The following is a 24,197-nucleotide window of genomic DNA, read 5'->3' on the forward strand; positions in this document are numbered from 1 at the left end:
ACTCGCCACTAGGCAATCGACAAGTCAGCCGCTACATTGGCTGACTTGTGCCTGCCTTTCAGGTGCACTTTTTTCTTTCCTTTCGAATACACGGAACCCGCAAAACTCCATCATGGACCCTTCCCCTGGCTTGACCCTCGCGACACTCTTCGCCGATTTCGGCATGATTCTTTTTGCTCTGATCCTGGTTTTGCTCAACGGCTTTTTCGTTGCGGCGGAATTTGCCATGGTCAAACTGCGCTCGACCCGGGTCGAGGCCATCGCTGAGAAAAACGGCTGGCGCGGGCACATCCTGCGCACCGTGCACAGTCAGCTCGATGCCTACCTGTCGGCGTGCCAACTGGGTATCACCCTCGCCTCCCTCGGCCTCGGCTGGGTCGGTGAACCGGCGTTCGCGCACATCCTCGAACCGATCCTTGAAGCCGTCGGCGTGCAGTCACCCGAGGTGATCAAAGGCGTGTCGTTCTTCGCTGCCTTCTTCGTCATCTCGTACCTGCACATCGTGGTCGGCGAACTGGCCCCGAAATCCTGGGCCATCCGTAAACCCGAGTTGCTGTCGCTGTGGACCGCCGTGCCCCTGTACCTGTTCTATTGGGCGATGTACCCGGCGATTTACCTGCTCAATGCCAGCGCCAACACGATTCTGCGGATCGCCGGCCAGGGTGAGCCCGGCCCCCATCACGAGCACCATTACAGCCGTGAAGAACTGAAACTGATCCTGCACTCCAGCCGTGGCCAGGACCCGAGCGACCAAGGCATGCGCGTACTCGCCTCCGCTGTGGAAATGGGCGAACTGGAAGTGGTCGACTGGGCCAACTCCCGCGAAGACCTGGTAACGCTGGAGTTCAACGCACCGCTCAAGGAAATCCTGGCGATGTTCCGTCGCCACAAGTTCAGCCGTTATCCGGTGTACGACAGCGATCGCCAGGAGTTCGTCGGCCTGCTGCACATCAAGGACCTGTTGCTGGAACTGGCGGCCCTGGACCACATTCCCGAGTCGTTCAACCTGGCCGAACTGACCCGGCCGCTGGAGCGTGTGTCGCGGCACATGCCGCTGTCGCAGTTGCTGGAGCAGTTCCGCAAAGGCGGTTCGCACTTCGCCCTGGTCGAAGAGGCCGACGGCAACATCATCGGCTACCTGACCATGGAAGACGTGCTGGAAGTGCTGGTCGGCGACATTCAGGACGAACACCGCAAGGCTGAGCGCGGGATCCTCGCGTATCAGCCGGGCAAGCTGCTGGTGCGCGGTGATACGCCTCTGTTCAAGGTCGAACGCCTGCTGGGCATCGATCTGGATCACGTCGAAGCCGAAACCCTCGCCGGGCTGGTCTACGAAACCCTGAAACGGGTGCCGGAAGAGGAGGAAGTGTTGGAGGTCGAAGGCCTGCGGATCATCATCAAGAAGATGAAAGGGCCGAAGATCATTTTGGCCAAGGTGTTGATGCTGGATTAATTGTCGGCAGGGATTTTTGTGGCGAGGGCGCTTGCTCCCGCCGGGCTGCGAAGCGGCCCAACATCCTGCAACCGCGATCCTCCAGGCACACCGCATTCACCGGTTTACGACTGCTGCGCAGCCGAGCGGGAGCAAGCGCCCTCGCCACAGTGGATCGCCATCACCTTCACTGCTTGCCCAACGCAAAGTTGGGCAGCGCCCCCACCGGTTGATTGAACTGGTACGGAATCGACACCAGCCCCAACCCGGTATTGCGCTGTACCACGAAATGCAGGTGCGGCCCGCTGCTGTTGCCGGTATTGCCCGACAGCGCCAGCGGACTGCCCACCGACACCCGCTGCCCTTCGCGAACGCTTACCGACCCTTGCTTGAGGTGCAGGTAAACGCCCATCGTGCCGTCATCGTGCAATATCCGCACGAAGTTGCCCGACGGATCGTTGCCGCGCCCGGTCTGGGCATTCTCGGTTTTCACCACCACCCCGCCTCGCGCCGCGACGATCGGCGTGCCTACGGGCATGGCAATGTCCATGGCGTAGCGATTTCTTGGACCAAAGTGGCTGTACTGTCCATTGTTGCCCTGACTGAGCCGAAACGGTCCGCCACGCCAGGGGAACGGGTATCGATAGGCCATGGCAGCCCCTGAGGGGTCGCCCAGGGAGTATTCGAATTTGGGAGTGTATGCCAGCGGCATCTCCGCTTTCGTCGCCGTGAGCAGCGCCAGACGAATGCTGCTGCGCGCCGGCATGACCCGGCGAATCGGCCGGCTCGGCGCACCACTGACGTTTTGCAGCCCGGCGAAACTCAGCTCGATCTCTACCGGCGCATACAGGTCATTGCGCACGTAAACGCTGTCCACGCCCTTCTTCTTCGTGATAACGAGGTACACCTGACGCTCGAGGTGTTCGACCATGCGATCACGAAACGTGAACACCTGGGAGCCCTTCGTGGGGCGGTCGCTATAGGAGACCACGCCATTGGCATCGGTGGATTTGTAGATGGTCATGGCCATGGCCAAAGTGGACGCCATGGACAGACCACAGAAAAACAGCAGGCGCGCAAGCATGGGCAGGATTCTGTCGAGTAAGGCCTGGGGATGAGCCTAGCAGCTGCAATGGACCCGGGTAGTCGGCAGATGTTTCAAAATGGGCAGTTCAGCGGATGTGCGGCAAATTTGAGGGCCCCTTCGCGAGCAACCCCGCTCCCACAGGGGAATACGTTCCAATGTGGGAGCGGGGTTGCTCGCGAAGACAGACTGTCAGGCGACGAAGATCACGCGCCGGGTACGAAATGCTTCTGCGCCGTACCACGTGCTATCAAACGTGAGATGTAATCCAGTTTCTGCGCGTCCTGATCGACAAAGCGGAACGTCAACTGCAGCCATTCGCTGTCGGGTTTCTGCTCATGAGCGACGATAGCGTGCAGGTAACCGTTCAGGCGGGCGACTTCAGCGTTGTCACCCTGCTCCATGTCAAGCACGGCGCTGTCGAGCACTTGCGGCAGCGCATCGGTGCGTTTCACGACCAGCAGCGCTTCCTTGAGGCTCAAGGCCTTGATAACGCATGGCTGAATGCCGTTCGGCAGGCGCAGCTGACCTTGCCCACGACCGCCGGAGGCTGCAGCGGCAGCAACCGGAGCCTTGACGGGCGGGCTGTTGAGCAGACCTCGGGATGGCGCAGCAACCGGGGCGGGGGCCGCCGCGACCACTTCCGCCTTGCCGCCGGTCAACGCGCTCAACGAATCGTTGCCGAACGCCGAGTTCATTTTGGTCGGCGCGCTGTTCATCAAGGTATCGAGCTTGCCGACCTTGTTCAGCGCCTGCTTGACCTTGGTCAGCAGTTGCTCGTTGGTGAACGGCTTGCTGACGTAGCCGGAAACACCGGCCTGGATCGCCTGGACGACGTTCTCTTTGTCGCCACGGCTGGTCACCATGACAAAGGGCATGGTCTTGAGGTTGTCCTGCTCGCGGCACCAGGTCAGCAATTCCAGGCCGGACATTTCCGGCATTTCCCAGTCGCACAGGACCAGGTCGAACGCTTCCCGTGCCAGCAAGGCCTGAGCCTTCCTGCCGTTGACCGCGTCTTCGATCCGGATCCCCGGGAAGTAGTTGCGCAGGCACTTTTTCACCAGGTCACGAATGAACGACGCATCGTCCACGACCAACACACTGACCTTACTCATCCATCACCCCTTAAAAAAATCCCGGCAAGCATACCGCTTTGCTGATGGCACATTGCCAAAAACCTTCAGTCACGCCGGGACTTTTCGTTCGCGGGTGCTGCTTCGAATTCGTAAGCCCGTAAACAAAAACGCCCGGCCAAAAGGCCGGGCGCTTTACTTGGGCAATCTTACTTATCGTCAACTTCGCCCGGAACATTAGCGGTTTCGCCACTTGTGCCTTCAACTTCTTGCTTCATGCGCTTGAGGCCCAGGTGACGCACATCGGTGCCGCGCACCAGGTAAATCACCAGCTCGGAGATATTGCGCGCGTGGTCGCCGATCCGTTCCAGCGAGCGCAGCACCCAGATGATGCTCAGAACCCGCGAGATAGAGCGCGGGTCTTCCATCATGTAGGTGGCGAGCTCACGCAGGGCGGTCTTGTATTCGCGGTCGATGATCTTGTCGTACTGCGCCACCGACAACGCCAGGTCGGCGTCGAAGCGGGCAAACGCGTCCAGTGCGTCACGCACCATGTTGCGCACCTGGTCGCCGATGTGGCGGACTTCAACGTAACCGCGCGGGGCCTCGCCTTCCTCGCACAACTGGATGGCGCGGCGGGCGATCTTGGTCGATTCGTCGCCAATGCGCTCAAGGTCGATCACCGACTTGGAGATGCTGATGATCAGACGCAAGTCGGACGCTGCCGGCTGACGACGGGCCAGAATGCGCAGGCATTCTTCGTCGATGTTGCGTTCCATCTGGTTGATCTGGTCATCGATCTCGCGAACCTGCTGGGCCAGGCCGGAGTCGGCCTCGATCAGCGCGGTCACCGCGTCGTTGACCTGCTTCTCGACCAGCCCGCCCATGGCCAGGAGGTGGCTGCGCACTTCCTCCAGCTCGGCGTTGAACTGTGCGGAGATGTGATGGGTAAGGCCTTCTTTACTAATCATGTTGGCGTCCTTGGAGCGTCCGGTAAGGTGCGGTGGGCCGCAGCGTCAGTTCAGTGAGCAACCACAGCTTCCTAGCCGTAACGACCGGTGATGTAGTCTTCGGTCTGCTTCTTCGCCGGATTGGTGAACAGGGTGTCGGTATCGCCGAATTCCACCAGTTTGCCCATGTACATGAACGCCGTGTAGTCGGAAACCCGTGCGGCCTGTTGCATGTTGTGGGTCACGATGACGATGGTGAACTTCGATTTCAGTTCGTAGATCAGCTCTTCGACTTTCAGCGTCGAGATCGGGTCGAGTGCCGAGCACGGTTCGTCGAGCAGCAGCACTTCCGGCTCCACGGCGATGGTGCGCGCGATCACCAGACGTTGTTGCTGACCACCGGACAGGCCGAGTGCCGATTCGTGCAGACGGTCTTTGACTTCGTCCCACAGTGCCGCGCCTTTCAACGCCCACTCGACGGCTTCGTCAAGAATGCGCTTCTTGTTGATGCCCTGGATGCGCAGACCGTAAACCACGTTCTCGTAGATGGTTTTCGGGAACGGGTTCGGCTTCTGGAACACCATGCCGACGCGACGGCGCAGCTCGGCCACGTCTTCGCCCTTGCGGTAGATGTTATTGCCGTAGAGGTTGATTTCGCCTTCTACGCGGCAGCCGTCAACCAGATCGTTCATGCGGTTGAAGGTGCGCAGCAGCGTGGACTTGCCGCAGCCGGACGGGCCGATGAAGGCGGTCACGCGCTGTTTCGGGATGTTCATGCTGACGTCGAACAGCGCTTGTTTGTCGCCGTAGAACAGGCTCAGGCCCGGCACTTCGATGGCCACGGTTTCCTGCGCCAGGCTCAGGCTCTGCTTGTCGCGGCCCAGGGCAGACATGTTGATGCCGTGGGTATGTGCTTCGTGCTGCATGGGAGGCTCCCTGTGCTGACAAATTCGGTTCGGTTTTTGTGGGAGCCAGCCGGCTGGCGAAGGCATCACCGCGGTATCAGAGTTAAACCGCAGTGCCTGAATCGCCAGCAGGCTGGCTCCCACATATAGAAATCAATGCTGCAAATCAGCTATCCAGCGCTTTGTATTTTTCGCGCAGATGGTTGCGGATATAAACGGCCGACAGGTTCAATGTCGCAATCACCAGTACCAGCAGCAGCGCCGTGGCGTACACCAGCGGTCGTGCGGCTTCGACGTTCGGGCTCTGGAAGCCGACGTCATAAATATGGAAGCCCAGGTGCATGATCTTCTGGTCAAGGTGAAGGTACGGGTAGTTGCCATCCAGCGGCAGCGACGGTGCCAGTTTCACCACACCCACCAGCATCAGCGGCGCCACTTCACCGGCGGCGCGAGCCACGGCGAGGATCATGCCGGTCATCATGGCCGGGCTGGCCATCGGCAGCACGATCTTCCACAAGGTTTCCGCCTTGGTCGCGCCGAGGGCCAGCGAGCCTTCACGCACGGTGCGAGGAATCCGCGCCAGGCCTTCTTCAGTGGCCACGATCACCACCGGCACCGCCAGCAATGCCAGGGTCAGGGAAGCCCAGAGCAGACCCGGCGTACCGAAGGTCGGTGCCGGCAGCGCTTCAGGGAAGAACAACCGGTCGACCGAGCCGCCCAGCACATAAACGAAGAAGCCCAGGCCGAACACGCCGTAAACGATGGCCGGAACGCCCGCCAGGTTGTTCACGGCGATACGGATAATCCGGGTCAGTGCGTTCTGCTTGGCGTATTCGCGCAGGTAAACCGCTGCCAGTACACCGAACGGGGTCACGATCATCGCCATGATCAGGGTCATCATCACGGTGCCGAAAATCGCCGGGAAGATCCCGCCTTCGGTGTTCGCTTCACGCGGGTCGTCGCTGAGGAATTCCCAGACCTTGCTGAAGTAGAAGCCGATCTTGGTCATCGTGCCCATGGCGTTCGGCTGGTAGGCGTGAACCACTTTGCCGATGTCGATCACGACTTCTTTGCCGTTGGCATCGCGGGCCGTCAGGCTGTCACGGTTGAACTGGGCGTGCAGGTCGGCAAGACGTGCTTCGACGTCCTGATAACGGGCGTTCAGCTCGGCGCGGTCGGATTCCATGTCCGCTTGTGCAGCGGCGTCAAGGGTGCCGTTCAGCTCGAGCTTGCGACCGTGCAGGCGGATGCGTTCGAGGCCGGCGTTGATCGCGCCGATGTCGACTTTTTCCAGGGTCTTGAGCTGTGCGGCGAGCTCGTTGACGCGGGCAACGCGAGCCTGCAACTCAGGCCACGCGGCTTCGCCTTCAGCAATGACTTTGCCTTCCTGTTTGACGTTGACCAGATAGCCGTAGAAATTGCCCCACTCGCGACGCTCGATAGCCATGAGTTCTGGCGGAGTGGTTTGGTTAGTCAGCCACTCGCCGACGATCCAGGTGAAGTCGTTGCCGTTCAGGTCACGGTTGCCGACCTTGATCAGCTCGCGGGTCATGAACTCCGGGCCCTCATCGGGCACCGGCAGGCCAGCGCTTTTCAGGCGTTCGCGCGGCACTTCTTCTTTCTGCACGATTTCGCCGATGACCAGGTGATTGGCCTGGCCGGGCACGTCGTAGCTGGCGTGAATCAAATCCGCCGGCCAGAAGTGACCCAGGCCACGCACGGCAATCACCGCGAGCAGGCCAATGGTCATGATGACCGCAATGGACACCGCGCCACCGCTGATCCAGACGCCGGGGGCGCCGCTCTTGAACCATCCATTCAGGGAGTTCTGTTTCACAGACTTCTACCTTTCTTAAAGCGACGAGTATTTCTTGCGCAGACGCTGACGAATCAGTTCTGCGAGGGTGTTCATGACGAAGGTGAACAACAGCAGCACCAGCGCCGAGAGGAACAGCACGCGGTAGTGGCTGCCGCCGACTTCCGATTCGGGCATTTCCACCGCGACGTTGGCCGCCAGCGTACGCAGACCTTCGAACAGGTTCATTTCCATGACCGGGGTGTTGCCGGTGGCCATCAGTACGATCATGGTTTCACCGACCGCACGGCCCATGCCGATCATCAGCGCCGAGAAGATGCCCGGGCTGGCGGTGAGGATCACCACCCGCGTCATGGTCTGCCACGGCGTGGCACCGAGCGCCAGGGAACCGAGGGTCAGGCCGCGAGGCACGCTGAACACGGCGTCTTCGGCAATGGAGTAGATGTTCGGGATCACCGCGAAGCCCATGGCCAGACCGACCACCAGTGCGTTGCGCTGGTCGTAGGTGATGCCCAGGTCGTGGGAGATCCACATGCGCATGTCGCCGCCGAAGAACCAGTTCTCCATGAACGGGCTCATGTACAGCGAGAGCCAGCCCACAAACAGGATCACCGGGATCAGAATCGCACTCTCCCAGCCATCCGGCACTTTCAGGCGGATGGACTCAGGCAGGCGACTGAAGACGAAGCCGGCCACCAGGATGCCGATCGGCAAGAGCATCAGCAGGCTGAAAATGCCCGGCAAATGCCCTTCTACATAAGGCGCGAGGAACAGGCCGGCGAAGAAACCGAGGATCACCGTCGGCATCGCTTCCATCAGCTCGATCACCGGCTTGACCTTGCGACGCATGCCCGGGGCCATGAAGTATGCGGTGTAGATCGCCGCAGCGACGGCCAGTGGAGCGGCCAGCAGCATGGCGTAGAACGCGGCTTTCAGGGTGCCGAAGGTCAGCGGCGACAGGCTCAGCTTGGGTTCGAAATCGGTGTTGGCGGCGGTCGATTGCCAGACGTATTTAGGCTCGTCGTAGTTCTCGTACCAGACCTTGCTCCACAGCGCGCTCCACGAAACTTCCGGGTGCGGGTTGTCGAGCAGCAGCGGTTGCAGCTTGCCACCCTGCTCCACGATGATGCGGTTGGCCCGTGGTGACAGACCGAAAAGGCCTTGGCCATCGACGACCTGATCCACCAGCAAGGTGCGGTGCGCGGTACTGTGGAACACGCCAAGCTTGCCGGAGGCGTCGAGGGCAATGAAGCCTTTGCGACGTTCTTCGGCGGTGATTTCAACAATCGGCGTGGTGCCCATCTGGAAGGTGCGAATCTGCTTCAGGCGCAGCTCACCATCCGGATCGCGGGCCATGAACCACTGGGCCAGACCACCCTTGGAGTCGCCGAGGATCAGCGAGATACCGCCCACCAGTTGGGTGCTGGCGGTAATTTCGGCATCGCCGTTTTCGAGCAATTTGTAGCGACCATTGAGGCTCTTGTCGCGCAAGCTGAACACGTCGGCTTGCGCACGGCCGTTAATCACATACAGCCACTGCTGACGCGGGTCGACGAAGATGTTCTTCACCGGCTCGGTCATTTGCGGCAGCTCGATGCGCTTCTGCTCGTTGGTGACTTCGCCGGTCATCATGTTTTCTTCGCTGGTCAGCGAGAGCACATTGAGTTGCGAACCGGTGGAACCGACCAGCATCAGGGTCGAATCCGTGGCGTTGAGGCTGACGTGCTCCAGCGCACCGCCCGCTTCGTTCAGCGCGATCGGCGTTTCGCCGTACGGGTATTCGATCGCCGGCGAGATGGTTTTCTTGCCATCCGGATAGCTGACTTTATAGGTGTGACGGAACACCAGCGCCTGACCGTTGGACAGACCTACCGCGACCAGCGGATGGCCGGGCTGGTCTTCGCCGATGGAGGTCACGGTGGTGCCGGCCGGGATCGGCAGATCGACGCGCTTGAGTTCAGCGCCACTGTCGATGTCAAAAAACAGCGCCTGCCCTTTGTCGGAAACTCGCATGGCGACCTGGTTCTGCTCTTCCAGAGAGATCATCAACGGCTTGCCGGCGTCTTGCATCCAGGCGGGCGTGATGGATTCCTTGGCAGTCAGGTCGGCACCCTGGAACAGGGGGAAGACAACGTAGGCGAGGAAGAAGAAGATCAACGTGATCGCGCCAAGAACGGCAAGGCCGCCCACGAGGACGTACCAGCGGGTCAGGCGATCCTTGAGCGCGCGGATGCGACGCTTGCGTTGCAATTCAGGCGTATTGAAATCAATTCGCTTGGGGGGATTTGTAGTCATGGTGGAATTGGCCAGATCATTCATGCGCACACCCTAGCGATCCTGTATGACAGAAAGATGACAATGCAGTGACGCAGCAAATCCGCCGCCAGCGGGAACTGGCAGTGGACCAAAAAATTGGGGGGGGGGGTGTAGGAGCCGCCTCGGTTCCCTCGACAGCTCCTACACAGGTCCGGGGTTTACCCCGGACCTAAGGTGTTACTTCTTTGCGACGCTACCGCCTTCTTGCAGACCCAGGTCAGCCAGTGCTTTTGCAGCAACCTTGGCTGGCAGTGGGATGTAGCCGTCTTTCACTACAACTTCCTGACCCTGTTTGGACAGAATCAGTTTCACGAACTCGGCTTCCAGCGGGGCCAGAGGCTTGTTCGGGGCTTTGTTGACGTAAACGTAGAGGAAACGCGACAGCGGGTACTTGCCGTTCAGGGTGTTTTCTTCGGTGTCTTCGATGAACTCAGTGCTGCCTTTCTTGGCCAGAGCCACTGTCTTCACGCTAGCGGTTTTGTAGCCGATGCCCGAGTAACCGATGCCGTTCAGCGAGGAGCTGATCGACTGCACGACCGAAGCCGAGCCTGGTTGTTCGTTGACGTTTGGCTTGTAGTCGCCTTTGCACAGGGCTTCTTCTTTGAAGTAGCCGTAGGTGCCGGATACCGAGTTACGACCGAACAGTTGAACCGGCTTGTTGGCCAGGTCGCCCGTCACGCCCAGATCACCCCAGGTTTTCACGTCGGTTTTAGCACCGCACAGACGAGTCGAGGAGAAGATCGCGTCGACTTGCTCCATGGTCATGTGCTGGATCGGGTTGTCTTTGTGCACGAAGACAGCCAGGGCGTCCACGGCAACCGGGATAGCGGTTGGCTTGTAGCCGTATTTGGTTTCGAAGGCCTGCAGCTCGTTGTCCTTCATCTTGCGGCTCATCGGGCCCAGGTTAGCGGTGCCTTCAGTCAGCGCAGGTGGCGCGGTAGAGGAACCAGCAGCCTGAATCTGGATGTTGACGTTCGGGTATTCTTTTTTGTAGTTCTCAGCCCACAGGGTCATGAGGTTGGCCAGGGTATCGGAACCGACGCTGGACAGGTTGCCCGACACACCAGTGGTCTTGGTGTAGCTCGGGATAGCAGGGTCAACAGCGGCAACCGCGTTGGCAGTCGCAACGCCAGCAGCGACAAAAGTCATTGCCGCCATCAAACGCTTCAGTTTCATGCCTTACTCCTAGCAGATAGGGTGTGTTAGTCGGGGCCAAGTATCAGCAGGCCGTGTGAACACTCTATGGCTGAAATATGACAATTGGATGAAAGGCCAGCATTCGAGTTTTTACCGGATAATTCATGCGCCCTGATCGCCAGCAGGCTGGCTCCCACTTTGGAATGCATTTCAATGTGGGAGCCAGCCTGCTGGCGATTGGGGCCGGTATAGCTACAGACAATTTAGGGATCAGCGCCCCTTCTTCCAGAGATACGCCCCCACCAGGATCCCGACCCCGCACAGAACCGCGACGTAATACGCCGGGCCCATCGGGCTCTCCTTGAGCAGCAGGCTCACGATCATCGGCGTCAGGCCACCGAAGATGGCGTAAGCCACGTTATAAGAGAACGACAGGCCGCTGAAGCGCACCACCGGCGGGAATGCCTTGACCATGACATACGGAACCGCGCCGATGGTGCCCACCAGCAAGCCAGTCAAGGCGTACATAGGGAACAGCCAGTCAGGATGCTCGGCCAGGCTGTGGTAGAAGGTCCAGGAGCTGGCCAGTAACGCAGCACAGCCGAACACGAACACCCGGCCTGCGCCGAAGCGATCTGCCAGGGCACCGGCAATGATGCAGCCAACGCTCAGGAACACGATCGCCACGCTGTTGGACTGCAGGGCGGTGGTCGCCGAGAAGTGGTGAACCGTCTGCAACACGGTCGGGGTCATCAAAATCAACACCACGATGGCAGCGGACAGCAACCAGGTCAGCAGCATGGAAATCAGAATCGCCCCGCGATGGTCGCGCAACACAGCGCGCAGCGGCACTTCTTCGGCCAGGGCCTTGCGCAGTTGCAGTTCGGCGAACACTGGCGTCTCGTGCAGCCAGCGGCGCAGGTAAACCGAGAACAGACCAAACACGCCACCCAGCAGGAATGGGATCCGCCATGCGTAATCCGCCACTTCCACCGGCGTGTAAAGGCTGTTGATCGCCGTGGCAACCAGTGAGCCCAGGAGGATGCCCGCGGTCAGACCGCTGGTCAGGGTGCCGCAGGCGTAGCCGATGTGCCGCTGCGGCACGTGTTCGGAAACGAAGACCCATGCGCCAGGCACTTCACCGCCAATCGCCGCGCCTTGAATCACGCGCATCAGCAGCAACAGGATCGGCGCCCACATGCCGATCTGCGCGTACGTCGGCAGCAAACCCATGATCAGGGTCGGCACCGCCATCATGAAAATACTCAGGGTGAACATCTTCTTGCGACCCAACAGGTCGCCGAAGTGCGCCATCACAATGCCGCCCAGCGGCCGCGCCAGGTAGCCGGCGGCAAAGATGCCAAAGGTCTGCATCAGGCGCAGCCACTCGGGCATATCGGCCGGGAAGAACAGCTTGCCGACCACCGTGGCGAAGAACACGAAAATGATGAAGTCGTAGAACTCCAGCGCGCCGCCCAGGGCGGACAGCGATAAAGTCTTGTAATCATTGCGGGTCAACGGACGTGCGGGCTGGGTCGGCTGCGCGATGCTCGAGGGCGCTGTGGTCATGGCAAGGCTTCTCTAATAGTCGGATCTGCAACCCCAACAACGCTGGCGGAGGCTTGGGCAGGTCCGGCACGATAGCAAATTGTTCGAAAAAGCACATAGAGGTGCGTATTTGACGGTCAAAATGAGAACCGGACGGTCGTCTCGGAGTCTACCGATCGATATACTCGCGATCTTGAACAGCTTGAAAGGGTTGCTGTGCGAAGACGCTGCTGGCCAACCAGTCGATTTCGCAGAGTTTCCCTTTAGGCGCCTCACGAAAAACGTGACGAACGTAGTATGTTCGGGGCTGAATCGTTTTTCCTTGAGACGGCTATTCACCTGAAGTACCAATGAAGAGTCACGGGTCAGAGGCACCCCCGGCATGATAGAGCTCGAACAAGAAGATCCAATCCCGCAAGGCGACCTGGCCCTGCAAATCACCGCGCTTCCTCGTGAAACCAACGGTTTCGGCGATATTTTCGGCGGCTGGCTGGTGGCGCAGATGGATTTGGCCGGCACCGCAATGGCCAGCAAAGTCGCTGGCGGCCGGGTGGCTACCGTGGCGATCGATCGCATGGCGTTCCTGGTTCCGGTGGCGGTGGGCGCTCAGCTCTCCTTCTATACCCAGGCACTGGAAATCGGCCGCAGCTCGATTCAGATGATGGTCGAAGTCTGGAGCGACGATCCGCTGTCGAGCGAGTGGCGTAAAGTCACTGAAGCCGTGTTTGTGTTTGTTGCCATCGATGGCAGCGGTCGCACCCGTTCGGTTCCGCCACGCGCGCGTTAAACACGGCGACCGTTTTGCGGTCCATAGCTGCCATCGTTCCCGATCGAGAGTTGCCCCATGAGCACGCCCAACGTTGAAGCCGTAAAACTGGATGAACTGAACTGCTGGCGCATCCGCCACGGTCAGGCCGAATTGCTGGTGGCCCAGCAAGGCGCGCACATCCTGAGTTATCAATTGGCTGGCCAACCGCCGCTGATCTGGCTCAACGACGAGGCTGTGTTCAAGACCGGCAAGAGCATCCGCGCCGGCGTGCCGGTGTGCTGGCCGTGGTTCGGCAACCTTTCGCGCAACCCGCAGAGCGTCCAGGCGATGCGCGTCAGCAACGAACCGCCGACCGCCCACGGCTTTGTACGGGCGATGGACTGGGAGCTGGGCGGCATCGAAACCGAAGGGGAAAGCCTGAAGGTGGAATTTGTCCTGCCCTACCCCGAAGGCGGCTTTCCGGGCTGGCCGCATCAGGTGGATTTGAAGTTGAGCATTCGACTGGATGAGCAACTGCACATCAGCCTGACCAGCCACAACCAGGGCACCGATACCGTCACCATCAGCCAGGCGCTGCACAGCTATTTCGCGGTCAGCGACGTGCGCAATGTGCACGTTGAAGGGCTGGATGGCTTGAATTACATCGAGACCCTGGAAGACTGGAAAACCAAGACCCAGACCGGTGACCTGCGCTTTACCGGCGAGACCGATCGCATCTACCTGAACACCCCGGCGAAGCTGAGCATTGTCGATCCGGCGTGGGAGCGGCACATCGAGCTGACCAGCAGCGGTTCGCGCACGGCAGTGATCTGGAACCCGTGGATTGATCGCGCGGCGGCGTTCAGTGATATGGCAGACGATGGCTGGCAGCGCATGCTGTGCATCGAGACGGCGAATGTGATGGATGATGTGATCACGCTGAAACCGGGCGCCACCCACACCCTCGGTGTGAACATCGCCAGCACACCTCTCTAATCAACACCGCAATACGAACTGTGGGAGCCAGCCTGCTGGCGATGGTGTCATGTCAGTCAACTTGAAAGTGCCTGACGGACCGCTATCGCCAGCAGGCTGGCTCCCACAGTTATTTTGGCTGGCTGCTAGAGATCTGATTCCTGCACCACCCGAACTTTCGCCGCATCCAGCGCATACGCCGCATCAGCCAGATCGTTGTTGACCTTCTCGATCTTCAACGTGCCGGTCACCCAGAGCGGCGTGTAGATATCATCCAGCTTCAACCCTTTCGGATAGCGCACCAGCACCAACTGGTTAGGCGGCGGTGGCGGCACGTGGATGCAGGCGCCCGGATATGGCACGAGGAAGAACAGCGTGCTGCGGCCCTTGGCGTCTGATTCCAGCGGCACCGGATAACCGCCGATACGAATGTTCCTGTCGTTCATCGACGGCACGGTTTTGGTGGAGTACATCACCGCCGGCAAGCCCTTGCTCTGCTTCATGCCACCCTTTTCGGTAAAGGTGCCATTGGCTTCGGGGGAGTTGTGATCGATTTCGGGCATGGCCTCGAGGGCTTTCTGGTCCGACTTGGGCATCAGTTCGAGCCAGTCGGTTTCCGGCAGTTCGCCGGCATGGGCAAGGCCCGAACCCAGTAGAAGAAGAGTCAACAGAAGACGGCGCATGAAGGTGCTCGGCAAGAGAAAGGACGGTAGAACGCCGAGCATTCTAGCCCTCCCTGCGTGCGGCGCAGAGAGGGCTTTGTCGCCTGGATCAGTTCTTTTTGATCAAGCCGTAGATCACCAGCAATACCACGGCGCCAACCAGCGCACCCAGGAAGCCCGCGCCCTGGCCGGCCTGATAGAAGCCCAGGGCCTGACCGCCGTAAGTGGCCGCCAGCGAACCGCCGATACCGAGCAGGATGGTCATGATCCAACCCATGCTGTCATCACCCGGTTTCAGGAACCGGGCCAGCAGGCCGACAATCAAGCCGATAAAGATGGTTCCGATAATTCCCATGGCATTTCCCTCTGATTGGTTGGTTATGCGAAAGACTAGTCAGACTTTCGCATCCTGCCATGAGAGAACGGCGGCCCCTGAATGGTTCCGCCGCCGCCACATGAAACTGTTTATTCGGCGATCAGCGCTTCGACCTTGAGGATCTGTGCCGCCAGTGTCTCGCGGTCTGCACAACGCAGGTTGGCGTGACCGACCTTGCGGCCGACCTTGAACGCTTTGCCGTAGTGATGCAGATGGCAATCGGCGATGGCCAGGACTTTTTCGGTCTCTGGCACTTTGCCGATGAAGTTGAGCATCGCGCTCTCGCCCACCTTGGCCGTCGACCCCAGCGAGAGACCGGCAACGGCCCGCAGGTGGTTTTCGAACTGGCTGCATTCGGCGCCTTCGGTGGTCCAGTGCCCGGAGTTGTGAACGCGCGGCGCAATTTCGTTGGCCTTCAGGCCACCGTCGACTTCAAAGAACTCGAACGCCATCACGCCAACGTAGTTCAACTGCTTGAGCACGCGGCTGGAGTAGTCTTCGGCCAAGGCTTGCAACGGGTGGTCGGTGCTGGCTACGGACAGCTTGAGGATGCCACTGTCGTGGGTGTTGTGAACCAGCGGGTAGAACTTGGTTTCGCCATCGCGGGCACGCACGGCAATCAGCGACACTTCGCCGGTGAACGGCACGAAGCCTTCCAGCAGGCAGGCAACGCTGCCCAGTTCAGCGAAGGTGCCGACCACGTCTTCAGCGGTGCGCAGGACTTTCTGGCCCTTGCCGTCGTAACCCAGGGTGCGGGTTTTCAATACGGCTGGCAGACCGATGGAGGCCACGGCGGCCTCCAGATCGGCTTGCGACTGGATGTCGGCGAACGCCGGGGTGGGAATCCCCAGGTCCTTGAACATGCTCTTCTCGAACCAGCGATCGCGGGCGATGCGCAGGGCTTCGGCGCTCGGGTAGACCGGGACGAACTGCGACAGGAATGCCACGGTTTCGGCCGGGACGCTTTCGAACTCGAACGTCACCAGATCGACTTCTTCGGCCAGCTGACGCAGGTGATCCTGATCGCCGTAATCGGCCCGCAGGTGTTCGCCCAACGCGGCTGCGCAAGCATCCGGCGCGGGGTCCAGGAAAGCGAAGTTCATGCCCAGCGGAGTACCCGCCAGCGCCAACATGCGACCCAACTGGCCGCCACCGATTACACCGATCTTCATCGTCAACAACCTCAGGCGATGCGTGGGTCTGGATTTTCCAGGACGCTGTCTGTCTGCTCAGCACGGAAGGTTTTCAGCACCGCGTGGAACTGCGGGTGCTTGGCGCCAAGGATACTCGCCGACAGCAGCGCTGCGTTGATTGCGCCTGCCTTGCCGATGGCCAGGGTGGCGACCGGAATGCCCGCAGGCATCTGCACGATGGAAAGCAGCGAATCGACGCCCGAGAGCATCGACGACTGCACCGGAACGCCCAGCACCGGCAGGTGGGTCTTGGCCGCACACATGCCTGGCAAGTGGGCCGCGCCACCGGCACCGGCGATGATCACCTCGATGCCACGCGCCTCGGCCTCTTCGGCGTACTGGAACAGCAGGTCCGGGGTGCGGTGGGCAGAGACCACTTTCACCTCATAAGGGATGCCGAGCTTTTCCAGCATATCGGCGGTGTGGCTAAGGGTGGACCAATCGGACTTGGAGCCCATGATCACGCCAACCAGTGCACTCATCGTCGTGCCTCTTCTCTCTGGGCGCCCGCAGGCGCGTCAAAAAACAACAAGCCACGCAAAATGCGTGGCTTGATTGTACGAAAAATGGCCGGACGAACCGGCCGAAGGCCGCGCAGTATACCTCAATGAAGCGGATAAACAGCCCCCGAAACGACCATCTGTCATACGGCACAAAGTGCCGGTTTTATTGACTTGAAGGTCAAGAGCGCACAGAGCCCACCGCCGCCCTTCAGGGCAATAACCCCCTCGCTGACCAATGCGCACAAGAAGTTCCATTTATCACTTTAAAACACCAAGTAATAAATAAGGGATATCAACAAGTTCAGATCCGGAAAAAACTCGTGCTATATATAAAGCGGCACCAAACTAACGCGCCACTTACTTAATCAATGACCCCTCTTAACGCCCTCAACTAAATCACCGAGGGCGATTTTTCCACGAGCCTTGATCATGCACACTTTATTAAAAGCACTACTGACACTTGTCACCACCTTGAGCATCCATATCTGTGCCCATGCAGCAAATGACAATACACTCAAAGACGATCCTTTTAATCCGATCCGGATTTTCGTCATCTTCCATGACGATGTTCCTGAATCGAAACGAAACTTAACCTACGTTGATCGAATTCGACCCTTTGTCATCGAGTTCAAGCGTATCACTGGCCGCGACATCTCAGTGGTCTTCGATCGGAACCGCCCACCCTATACCAACTTCAACTACAAATCTGACACCCCCCATAAAATGTTTGAAGAGTGGAAAAAGCTCAGCTGGGAATATAAAAAAGAACGACACAAAAACAACGAGTTTTTGTCTTCACGCAATGACCGGATTCTCTTGATCACCAACGATTATATCAATGGCAGTCCGCTAATGGGCGGCATCGGAGGGCTCGCGACTCTACCCGGACACTCCGCGATCGCCTCGTTTGAACAAGGGCAGGCAATAGGGCATGAACTCGGGCATACCTTTAATGCACGCCATGACGACAGCGAAATTATTTATAACGGATGGTGGTGTGAAACCTTTATGTTCCCGGAATCGTTTGTGCTTCGCTCTAATTGTTATGTTTTTAGCCAAGCAAACGAAAAACGTATCAAGGCCTATGTCGACAGCCTGTATTGAAAGTTCCACGACGGCCCTCTCCCACCCCAACAATGAATAACAACAAGGAAAACCGCATGAAACACATTAAAACCAATCAAGCAAAAAAACCTATACTTTTAATTGTTTTTATCCACGACGACCTGGACGGGTACGATGAAGGAAAACTTTACGACGACCACTTCGCCTGGCTGAAAACCGAGCTTGAGCATATATCCGGTCGTGGCGTCACAATCATCTTCAGCTCTAAAGCCACGTCTCCGGGAATGACCCATTACCATTACAAAAATGAAAGTGTTTACGATTCAGGTCAGGGCTGGAAAGCAATGGTTAAAGAGTTTACTTCGAAGGTGGAGGAGAGCCGCCCTTATGATCCAGACCTCAATAAATTCCTCTTGTTAACTCGCAGCCCAATCAACAGCAGCGTTGCCGGCGCCGCGATCGAAAAAGGCCAGAGTGGAATCGCTTCGATATTTTATTACATGGCACCCGCCCACGAGGTGGGCCACATGTTCGGGGCCACCCATGACGATGCAGACGTGATCTATGACGGCTGGTGGCATGACACGGTCATGAAAGCTGACTGGGCGACCACGTTTCGTGGCAATGCCTACCGTTTCAGCGACAAGAACCGAGAGAATATTCGTCACTACCTCGATCAGTTCGACTGAAACACCGGTGAGCTGATCATCGGGTGCGAGCCTTTCGCATGGGCTTGCACCCGACTCAGGAAGCGGGGCTAGCCGCCCCGCCTTCCAGCTTGCGCCACAACAATCGCACGTTCGCCTTGCGCACCAGTGCGCAGCGGTAAAGACGAATCTCCAGCGGCACATGCCATTGCGGGCCGCCACAGACCACCAGTTCACCACGAGCCAATTCGGCCCGTACGCTCAGTTGCGGGACCCAGGCAATCCCCAACCCTTCCAAGGCCATGCTTTTCAAGCTATCAGCCATGGCGGTTTCGTACACTGTGGTAAACCTCAGCGCACGCTGGCGCAGCAAGCCGTTCACCGAACGTCCGAGAAACGCTCCGGCGCTGTAGGCCAACAAAGGAACGCTGGCTTCGCCCTCCAGATCGAACAGCGGCTTGCCATTGGCATCCGCCGCACACACCGGCAGCATTTCCGTGTGCCCCAGATGCAGTGACGGAAAGATCTCCGGGTCCATCTGCATGGCGGCGTCAGGGTCATAGAACGCCAGCATCAGATCGCACCCGCCTTCGCGCAATGCATGCACCGCGTCGCCAACGTTGGTCGCCACCAGCCGTGTAGCAATGTTCAAACCTTCATTACGCAACTGCGCGATCCAGCGCGGAAAGAAGCCCAATGCCAGGGAGTGGGCGGCGGCGACCTGCATCACTTCACCCTGCCCGCCTTCCAGATGGTGCAGGTGGCGCAGGACTTCGCCGAGCTGCTCGACCACGGTCCGTGCGGTGACCAGGAACAACTGCCCCGCCGCCGTCAACTCGACCGGCGTGCGCGAACGGTTGACCAGTTGCAGCCCCAGTGCGGCTTCGAGGCTGCGGATCCGTCGGCTGAACGCCGGCTGCGTCACGAAGCGGCGTTCCGCAGCCTGGGAGAAGCTGCGGGTGGCGGCCAGGGCACTGAAGTCCTCAAGCCATTTACTTTCCAGATTCATCACGCCCTCCCGGACACGCACCAAATTAGGTCACACGCTCGCCGCACACACGGCGTCACACAGGCATTATGCCGAATATGCATAGGCCAGTGTTTAACAGCATTGGCCGAAAACTCTCCACAAGCCTAGCATTTGCGGTGTTCCGGCACAGACCGGGTCCATATCGAGATGATTTCTATCATGTCCTCCGCTGCATCTTTCCGCACAGAAAAAGACCTGCTTGGCGTACTCGAAGTACCGGCTCAAGCGTATTACGGCATCCAGACCCTGCGAGCGGTGAACAACTTCCGTCTCTCCGGCGTTCCGATTTCGCATTACCCGAAGCTGGTTGTCGGCCTGGCCATGGTCAAACAAGCCGCCGCTGACGCCAACCGCGAGCTGGGTCACCTGAGCGAAGCCAAGCACGCTGCCATCAGCGAAGCCTGTGCACGATTGATCCGCGGCGATTTCCACGAAGAGTTCGTGGTGGACATGATTCAAGGCGGCGCTGGCACTTCAACCAACATGAATGCAAACGAAGTCATCGCCAACATCGCGCTGGAGGCCATGGGTCACCAGAAGGGCGAATACCAATACCTGCACCCGAACAACGACGTGAACATGGCGCAGTCGACCAACGACGCCTACCCGACCGCGATCCGCCTGGGTCTGCTGCTGGGCCACGACGCCCTGCTGGCCAGCCTCGACAGCCTGATCCAGTCGTTCGCCGCCAAGGGTGAAGAATTCAGCCACGTTCTGAAGATGGGTCGTACCCAGCTGCAAGACGCCGTGCCGATGACCCTCGGCCAGGAATTCCGCGCTTTCGCCACCACCCTGGGCGAAGACCTGGCACGCCTGAAGACACTGGCACCAGAACTGCTGACCGAAGTGAACCTGGGCGGTACCGCGATTGGCACCGGCATCAACGCCGACCCGCGTTACCAGCACCTGGCTGTTCAACGTCTGGCGACCATCAGCGGTCATCCGCTGGTACCGGCGGCCGACCTGATCGAAGCCACCTCCGATATGGGCGCGTTCGTACTGTTCTCCGGCATGCTCAAGCGCACCGCGGTCAAGCTGTCGAAGATCTGCAACGACCTGCGCCTGCTGTCCAGCGGCCCACGCACCGGCATCAATGAAATCAACCTGCCAGCGCGTCAGCCAGGCAGCTCGATCATGCCTGGCAAGGTCAACCCGGTCATCCCGGAAGCGGTAAACCAGGTAGCGTTCCAGATTATCGGCAACGACCTGGCGCTGACCATTGCGGCCGAAGGCGGCCAACTGCAACTGAACGTGATGGAGCCGCTGATCGCGTTCAAGATCTTCGACTCGATCCGTCTGCTGCAACGCGCCATGGACATGCTGCGCGAGCACTGCATCACCGGCATCACCGCCAACGAAGCCCGCTGCCGCGAACTGGTCGAGCACTCGATCGGCCTGGTCACCGCGCTGAACCCGTACATCGGCTATGAAAACGCCACCCGCATCGCTCGTATCGCCCTCGAAAGCGGCCGCGGCGTGCTGGAACTGGTGCGCGAAGAAGGCTTGCTCGACGAAGAAATGCTCGCCGACATCCTGCGCCCGGAAAACATGATTGCTCCGCGTCTGGTGCCGCTTAAGGCCTGAACCGACGCATCAGTAGCACCGCTCACCAGGTCGAGGGACTAGACACCTCTCACCTTTTGAGGGCTTGGGGTTTATTCCCCAGGCCCTTTTTTTTAACTCTTTGGCAGTAAATCAGAATGTCTGGGGGCTGAGAAATGTGGGCGCGGGCTTGCTCGCGAAAGCGATGTGTCAGTCACCATAAATAGTGGATGTCAGACCGCATTCGCGAGCAAGCCCGCTTCCACAGAAAAGCAGATCCCGCATAAACCCGGCGCCGGTAACGTCGGGCGTTTCAAAGGCTTCGTTTCGATGCTTGCACCACAACCGTGCAGACGGACGGCACTCTCCTAGGTATAGTGCCGCCCCTCTTCGCGTGAGCGGTCGTCGGTAACGAGGCCCAAACCCATGCGAAACCCGAACTAATAACAAACCCGCAATATGAAATCGGGACGAAACGTCGCCTCGCCTGTTTTGCCGTGCGCAAACCGGTGTAACGCGATGTTTCCGACCGCCCAGCATTTGCCTACACAAAAAACAGCGAGGAATAATCCATGCTCGAAGTCATTAACGACTTCCTCTCAGGGAAAGTACTGATCGTGCTCATTGTCGGGCTCGGTAGCTACTTCACGATCCGCTCGCGTTTCGTTCAATTGCGTCACTTCTTCCACATGTTCGCGGTGTTCCGCGACAGTCTCAAAAGCAGCGCCGGCCAACTCAGCTCGTTCCAGGCCCTGATGCTCAGCCTCGCTGGCCGCGTCGGTGCAGGCAACATCGCCGGTGTCGGCATTGCCGTGACCCTCGGTGGGCCAGGTGCGGTGTTCTGGATGTGGGTGACCGCACTGGTCGGCATGTCCAGCAGCTTCTTCGAATGCTCCCTCGGCCAGCTCTACAAACGCGCCGACGCTGACGGCACTTACCGTGGCGGCCCGTCCTATTACATCCAGCACGGTCTGCAGAAACGCTGGTTGGGCATGATCATGGCGTTCCTGTTGCTGGTGACTTTCGGGTTCGCGTTCAACGGCCTGCAATCCCACGCTGTGACGCACTCGCTGAACAACGCGTTCGGCTTCGATACCACCTGGACCGGCCTGACCCTGGCAGTGTTGCTGGGTCTGGTGTTCATCGGCGGGATCAAGCGCATCGCCAAGGTCGCTGACCTGTTGGTGCCGGTGAAAACCCTGGTGTACATCGGCGTGACCATCTATGTGATCGTGCTGCAATTCGACCACGTACCGGCGATGCTGATGACCATCGTCAAAAGCGCCTTCGGTCTCGACCAGGCCTTCGGCGGCCTGATTGGCAGTGCCATCGTCATGGGCGTGAAGCGTGGCGTGTTCGCCAACGAAGCGGGCCTGGGCAGTGCGCCAAACGTGGCAGCCGTGGCGTCGGTTGAACACCCGGTGGCACAAGGCGTGGTTCAGGCGTTCAGCGTGTTCCTCGACACCTTCGTGATCTGCACCTGCACCGCCTTGCTGATCCTGCTCTCGGGCTTCTACACCCCGGGCTTCGAAGGCGATGGCATTGCCCTGACCCAGAACTCGCTCGCCGCTGTCGTGGGCGACTGGGGCCGGATGTTTATCTCCGTGGCATTGGCGTTGTTCGTGTTCACTTCGATTCTCTACAACTACTACCTGGGCGAGAGCAACCTGCGCTTCCTGATCGGTGAAAACCGCAAGGCGCTGATAGGCTACCGCGCACTGGTACTGGTGTTGATCTTCTGGGGTGCGATCGAGAACCTCGGCACGGTGTTCGCGTTTGCCGACATCACCATGACCCTGCTCGCGTTCGTGAACCTGATTGCGCTGTTCCTGCTGTTCAAGGTCGGCATGCGCATCCTGCGTGACTACGATGACCAGCGCGCTGCCGGGATCAAGACTCCAGTGTTCGATTCGAGCAAGTTCCCGGATCTGGACCTGGACCTGAACGCCTGGCCAGCCAACCCGCCAGCCGCCGCCACCAAGGCAGAAGCTGAAGCGCAAGGCGTACCCGCAGCGCAACGCTGATCGGTGAATGACGGGCGCATCCCCTGCGCCCGTCAGTTAAAGTGCACAACCTGTGGGAACGAGCCGGCTCGCGATGGCGGTATGTTAGAGACTAATGTGTCAACTGACAGTCCGTCATCGCCAGCCGGCTGGCTCCCACATGCCATCTCTTGCGGAGACTTCCCCATGGTTCCCAATTCCTTTCCTGCCGCCCAGCACGTCATGGTGCTCTACACCGGTGGCACCATCGGCATGCAAGCCAGCGAACACGGCCTGGCACCGGCATCCGGTTTCGAAGCGCGGATGCGCGAATACCTGCACAGCCAGCCGGAACTGGTGGTACCGCAGTGGCGCTTTCGCGAGATGTCGCCGCTGATCGACAGCGCCAACATGTCTCCGGCGTATTGGCAGCAACTGCGCGAGGCCGTGGTCGATGCCGTCGACGTACAGGGCTGCGACAGTGTGCTGATCCTGCACGGCACCGACACGCTGGCTTATAGCGCTGCGGCCATGAGCTTTCAATTGCTGGGCCTGAACGCCCGCGTGTGCTTTACCGGTTCGATGCTGCCGGCCGGCGTGACCGACAGCGATGCCTGGGAAAACCTCGGCGGCGCGTTGGTGGCGTTGGGTCATGGCTTGGCACCGGGCGTTCATCTGTACTTCCATGGCGAATTGCTGGATCCGACCCGTTGCGCGAAAGTCCGCAGTTTCGGTCGGCATCCGTTCAAGCGACTGGAGCGCCAAGGCGGCGGAGCGAAGGCTTCTTCACTGCCCGCCGCGTTGAACTACAACCAGAGCAAGCAGCTGGCGAAAGTTGCTGTGTTGCCGCTGTTCCCCGGCATTGGCGCCGAGCAACTCGATGGCGTGCTGAACAGCGGCATCCAGGGCCTGGTGCTGGAGTGCTACGGCAGCGGCACCGGGCCGAGCGACAACCCCGAGTTTCTTGCCAGCCTCGGTCGCGCGCGGGACAACGGCGTGGTGGTGGTTGCGGTGACGCAGTGCCATGAAGGTGGCGTCGAGCTGGATGTCTACGAGGCGGGCAGTCGTTTGCGTGGCGTCGGCGTACTTTCGGGCGGTGGCATGACCCGTGAAGCGGCGTTCGGCAAGTTGCATGGGCTGCTGGGTACGGGGCTTGGCACCGATGAGGTCCGCACCCTGGTGGAGCTGGATCTGTGTGGCGAATTGATCTGAG

The 24,197-nt window shown here is 59.6% G+C and carries 21 protein-coding genes; 8 read left to right on the forward strand and 13 right to left on the reverse strand.

Features of this window, described 5'->3' with window-relative positions; genetic code table 11:
* Positions 1-112: 112 nt before the first annotated feature.
* Entirely contained in the window at positions 113-1,453 is a 1,341-nt protein-coding gene (locus B723_RS04445; RefSeq protein ID WP_017341552.1) for a hemolysin family protein, read from the forward strand.
* Between the two features lie 166 nt (positions 1,454-1,619).
* Here B723_RS04445 and B723_RS04450 read toward each other — a convergent pair whose 3' ends face one another.
* The 8 genes from B723_RS04450 to B723_RS04485 form a co-directional block, all read right to left on the reverse strand.
* Positions 1,620-2,516 (reverse strand): peptidoglycan DD-metalloendopeptidase family protein, encoded by an 897-nt coding sequence (locus tag B723_RS04450; protein WP_017341553.1) that lies wholly within the window; start codon positions 2,514-2,516, stop codon positions 1,620-1,622.
* A 206-nt stretch (positions 2,517-2,722) separates the two neighbouring features.
* Positions 2,723-3,631 carry a response regulator gene (locus B723_RS04455; protein WP_017341554.1) on the reverse strand — a complete coding sequence of 303 codons (909 nt, stop codon included), beginning with the start codon at positions 3,629-3,631 and terminating at the stop codon, positions 2,723-2,725.
* A 167-nt stretch (positions 3,632-3,798) separates the two neighbouring features.
* Positions 3,799-4,560, reverse strand: a complete 762-nt coding sequence (gene phoU / locus B723_RS04460) for a phosphate signaling complex protein PhoU (RefSeq protein ID WP_017341555.1) — start codon at positions 4,558-4,560, stop codon at positions 3,799-3,801.
* Between the two features lie 71 nt (positions 4,561-4,631).
* Positions 4,632-5,465: a phosphate ABC transporter ATP-binding protein PstB gene (gene pstB / locus B723_RS04465; RefSeq protein ID WP_017341556.1), complete on the reverse strand. Its 834-nt coding sequence runs from the start codon at positions 5,463-5,465 to the stop codon at positions 4,632-4,634.
* Between the two features lie 145 nt (positions 5,466-5,610).
* On the reverse strand, positions 5,611-7,281 hold the full coding sequence (pstA, locus tag B723_RS04470; RefSeq protein WP_017341557.1) for a phosphate ABC transporter permease PstA: 1,671 nt from the start codon (positions 7,279-7,281) through the stop codon (positions 5,611-5,613).
* 15 nt (positions 7,282-7,296) lie between these two features.
* Complete coding sequence (locus tag B723_RS04475) at positions 7,297-9,330, reverse strand: ABC transporter permease subunit (RefSeq protein WP_193393012.1); 2,034 nt, start codon at positions 9,328-9,330, stop codon at positions 7,297-7,299.
* Between the two features lie 423 nt (positions 9,331-9,753).
* The gene (locus B723_RS04480; protein WP_017341559.1) at positions 9,754-10,752 is read right to left on the reverse strand and encodes a phosphate ABC transporter substrate-binding protein PstS; all 999 of its coding nucleotides are present in this window, start codon (positions 10,750-10,752) and stop codon (positions 9,754-9,756) included.
* Positions 10,753-10,983: 231 nt separating this feature from the next.
* Positions 10,984-12,282: an MFS transporter gene (locus tag B723_RS04485; protein ID WP_017341560.1), complete on the reverse strand. Its 1,299-nt coding sequence runs from the start codon at positions 12,280-12,282 to the stop codon at positions 10,984-10,986.
* Positions 12,283-12,643: 361 nt separating this feature from the next.
* Here B723_RS04485 and B723_RS04490 point away from each other — a divergent pair, with 361 nt between their 5' ends.
* Both B723_RS04490 and B723_RS04495 read left to right on the forward strand, forming a co-directional pair.
* Positions 12,644-13,048 carry an acyl-CoA thioesterase gene (locus tag B723_RS04490; protein ID WP_007896491.1) on the forward strand — a complete coding sequence of 135 codons (405 nt, stop codon included), beginning with the start codon at positions 12,644-12,646 and terminating at the stop codon, positions 13,046-13,048.
* 57 nt (positions 13,049-13,105) lie between these two features.
* Positions 13,106-14,005 (forward strand): D-hexose-6-phosphate mutarotase, encoded by a 900-nt coding sequence (locus tag B723_RS04495; protein WP_017341561.1) that lies wholly within the window; start codon positions 13,106-13,108, stop codon positions 14,003-14,005.
* A gap of 125 nt (positions 14,006-14,130) precedes the next feature.
* Here B723_RS04495 and B723_RS04500 read toward each other — a convergent pair whose 3' ends face one another.
* The 4 genes from B723_RS04500 to purE form a co-directional block, all read right to left on the reverse strand.
* Positions 14,131-14,667, reverse strand: coding sequence for a DUF3299 domain-containing protein (locus B723_RS04500; RefSeq protein WP_031319184.1), 537 nt, complete (start codon positions 14,665-14,667; stop codon positions 14,131-14,133).
* 88 nt (positions 14,668-14,755) lie between these two features.
* Positions 14,756-15,001 carry a GlsB/YeaQ/YmgE family stress response membrane protein gene (locus B723_RS04505; protein ID WP_017341563.1) on the reverse strand — a complete coding sequence of 82 codons (246 nt, stop codon included), beginning with the start codon at positions 14,999-15,001 and terminating at the stop codon, positions 14,756-14,758.
* Between the two features lie 110 nt (positions 15,002-15,111).
* Positions 15,112-16,194, reverse strand: coding sequence for a 5-(carboxyamino)imidazole ribonucleotide synthase (locus tag B723_RS04510; RefSeq protein ID WP_017341564.1), 1,083 nt, complete (start codon positions 16,192-16,194; stop codon positions 15,112-15,114).
* 11 nt (positions 16,195-16,205) lie between these two features.
* Positions 16,206-16,697, reverse strand: a complete 492-nt coding sequence (purE, locus tag B723_RS04515) for a 5-(carboxyamino)imidazole ribonucleotide mutase (protein ID WP_017341565.1) — start codon at positions 16,695-16,697, stop codon at positions 16,206-16,208.
* 450 nt (positions 16,698-17,147) lie between these two features.
* On the opposite strand from purE, the gene B723_RS04520 reads away from it, so the two are divergent.
* Both B723_RS04520 and B723_RS04525 read left to right on the forward strand, forming a co-directional pair.
* Positions 17,148-17,822 (forward strand): hypothetical protein, encoded by a 675-nt coding sequence (locus tag B723_RS04520; RefSeq protein ID WP_017341566.1) that lies wholly within the window; start codon positions 17,148-17,150, stop codon positions 17,820-17,822.
* 56 nt (positions 17,823-17,878) lie between these two features.
* A complete protein-coding gene (locus B723_RS04525; RefSeq protein WP_017341567.1) occupies positions 17,879-18,472 on the forward strand; it encodes a hypothetical protein in 594 nt (197 codons plus the stop codon).
* Positions 18,473-18,527: 55 nt separating this feature from the next.
* Here the strand turns inward: B723_RS04525 and B723_RS04530 are convergent, their stop codons facing one another.
* Complete coding sequence (locus tag B723_RS04530) at positions 18,528-19,439, reverse strand: LysR substrate-binding domain-containing protein (RefSeq protein WP_017341568.1); 912 nt, start codon at positions 19,437-19,439, stop codon at positions 18,528-18,530.
* Between the two features lie 180 nt (positions 19,440-19,619).
* Here B723_RS04530 and aspA point away from each other — a divergent pair, with 180 nt between their 5' ends.
* The 3 genes from aspA to B723_RS04545 all read left to right on the forward strand — a co-directional run bounded on the left by aspA (position 19,620) and on the right by B723_RS04545 (position 24,196).
* Entirely contained in the window at positions 19,620-21,044 is a 1,425-nt protein-coding gene (gene aspA / locus B723_RS04535; RefSeq protein ID WP_017341569.1) for an aspartate ammonia-lyase, read from the forward strand.
* A gap of 530 nt (positions 21,045-21,574) precedes the next feature.
* A complete protein-coding gene (locus tag B723_RS04540; protein ID WP_017341570.1) occupies positions 21,575-23,026 on the forward strand; it encodes an alanine/glycine:cation symporter family protein in 1,452 nt (483 codons plus the stop codon).
* Between the two features lie 165 nt (positions 23,027-23,191).
* Positions 23,192-24,196: an asparaginase gene (locus tag B723_RS04545; RefSeq protein ID WP_017341571.1), complete on the forward strand. Its 1,005-nt coding sequence runs from the start codon at positions 23,192-23,194 to the stop codon at positions 24,194-24,196.
* The last annotated feature ends 1 nt before the right edge of the window (position 24,197 follow it).

Source organism: Pseudomonas fluorescens NCIMB 11764 (assembly GCF_000293885.2).
In the GTDB taxonomy this organism is placed as follows: domain Bacteria; phylum Pseudomonadota; class Gammaproteobacteria; order Pseudomonadales; family Pseudomonadaceae; genus Aquipseudomonas; species Aquipseudomonas fluorescens_B.

Bases quoted from the DNA above. Each gene is read 5' to 3' on its own strand.
- B723_RS04540 (WP_017341570.1), top strand. From the start codon at position 21,575: ATGCTCGAAGTCATTAACGACTTCCTCTCAGGGAAAGTACTGATCGTG.
- B723_RS04480 (WP_017341559.1), bottom strand. From the start codon at position 10,752: ATGAAACTGAAGCGTTTGATGGCGGCAATGACTTTTGTCGCTGCTGGC.
- B723_RS04490 (WP_007896491.1), top strand. From the start codon at position 12,644: ATGATAGAGCTCGAACAAGAAGATCCAATCCCGCAAGGCGACCTGGCC.
- B723_RS04545 (WP_017341571.1), top strand. From the start codon at position 23,192: ATGGTTCCCAATTCCTTTCCTGCCGCCCAGCACGTCATGGTGCTCTAC.
- B723_RS04520 (WP_017341566.1), top strand. From the start codon at position 17,148: ATGCACACTTTATTAAAAGCACTACTGACACTTGTCACCACCTTGAGC.
- B723_RS04450 (WP_017341553.1), bottom strand. From the start codon at position 2,516: ATGCTTGCGCGCCTGCTGTTTTTCTGTGGTCTGTCCATGGCGTCCACT.
- aspA (WP_017341569.1), top strand. From the start codon at position 19,620: ATGTCCTCCGCTGCATCTTTCCGCACAGAAAAAGACCTGCTTGGCGTA.
- B723_RS04495 (WP_017341561.1), top strand. From the start codon at position 13,106: ATGAGCACGCCCAACGTTGAAGCCGTAAAACTGGATGAACTGAACTGC.
- B723_RS04475 (WP_193393012.1), bottom strand. From the start codon at position 9,330: ATGCAAGACGCCGGCAAGCCGTTGATGATCTCTCTGGAAGAGCAGAAC.
- purE (WP_017341565.1), bottom strand. From the start codon at position 16,697: ATGAGTGCACTGGTTGGCGTGATCATGGGCTCCAAGTCCGATTGGTCC.
- B723_RS04525 (WP_017341567.1), top strand. From the start codon at position 17,879: ATGAAACACATTAAAACCAATCAAGCAAAAAAACCTATACTTTTAATT.
- B723_RS04445 (WP_017341552.1), top strand. From the start codon at position 113: ATGGACCCTTCCCCTGGCTTGACCCTCGCGACACTCTTCGCCGATTTC.
- B723_RS04500 (WP_031319184.1), bottom strand. From the start codon at position 14,667: ATGCGCCGTCTTCTGTTGACTCTTCTTCTACTGGGTTCGGGCCTTGCC.
- B723_RS04530 (WP_017341568.1), bottom strand. From the start codon at position 19,439: ATGAATCTGGAAAGTAAATGGCTTGAGGACTTCAGTGCCCTGGCCGCC.
- B723_RS04510 (WP_017341564.1), bottom strand. From the start codon at position 16,194: ATGAAGATCGGTGTAATCGGTGGCGGCCAGTTGGGTCGCATGTTGGCG.
- pstB (WP_017341556.1), bottom strand. From the start codon at position 5,465: ATGCAGCACGAAGCACATACCCACGGCATCAACATGTCTGCCCTGGGC.
- phoU (WP_017341555.1), bottom strand. From the start codon at position 4,560: ATGATTAGTAAAGAAGGCCTTACCCATCACATCTCCGCACAGTTCAAC.
- B723_RS04485 (WP_017341560.1), bottom strand. From the start codon at position 12,282: ATGACCACAGCGCCCTCGAGCATCGCGCAGCCGACCCAGCCCGCACGT.
- B723_RS04455 (WP_017341554.1), bottom strand. From the start codon at position 3,631: ATGAGTAAGGTCAGTGTGTTGGTCGTGGACGATGCGTCGTTCATTCGT.
- B723_RS04505 (WP_017341563.1), bottom strand. From the start codon at position 15,001: ATGGGAATTATCGGAACCATCTTTATCGGCTTGATTGTCGGCCTGCTG.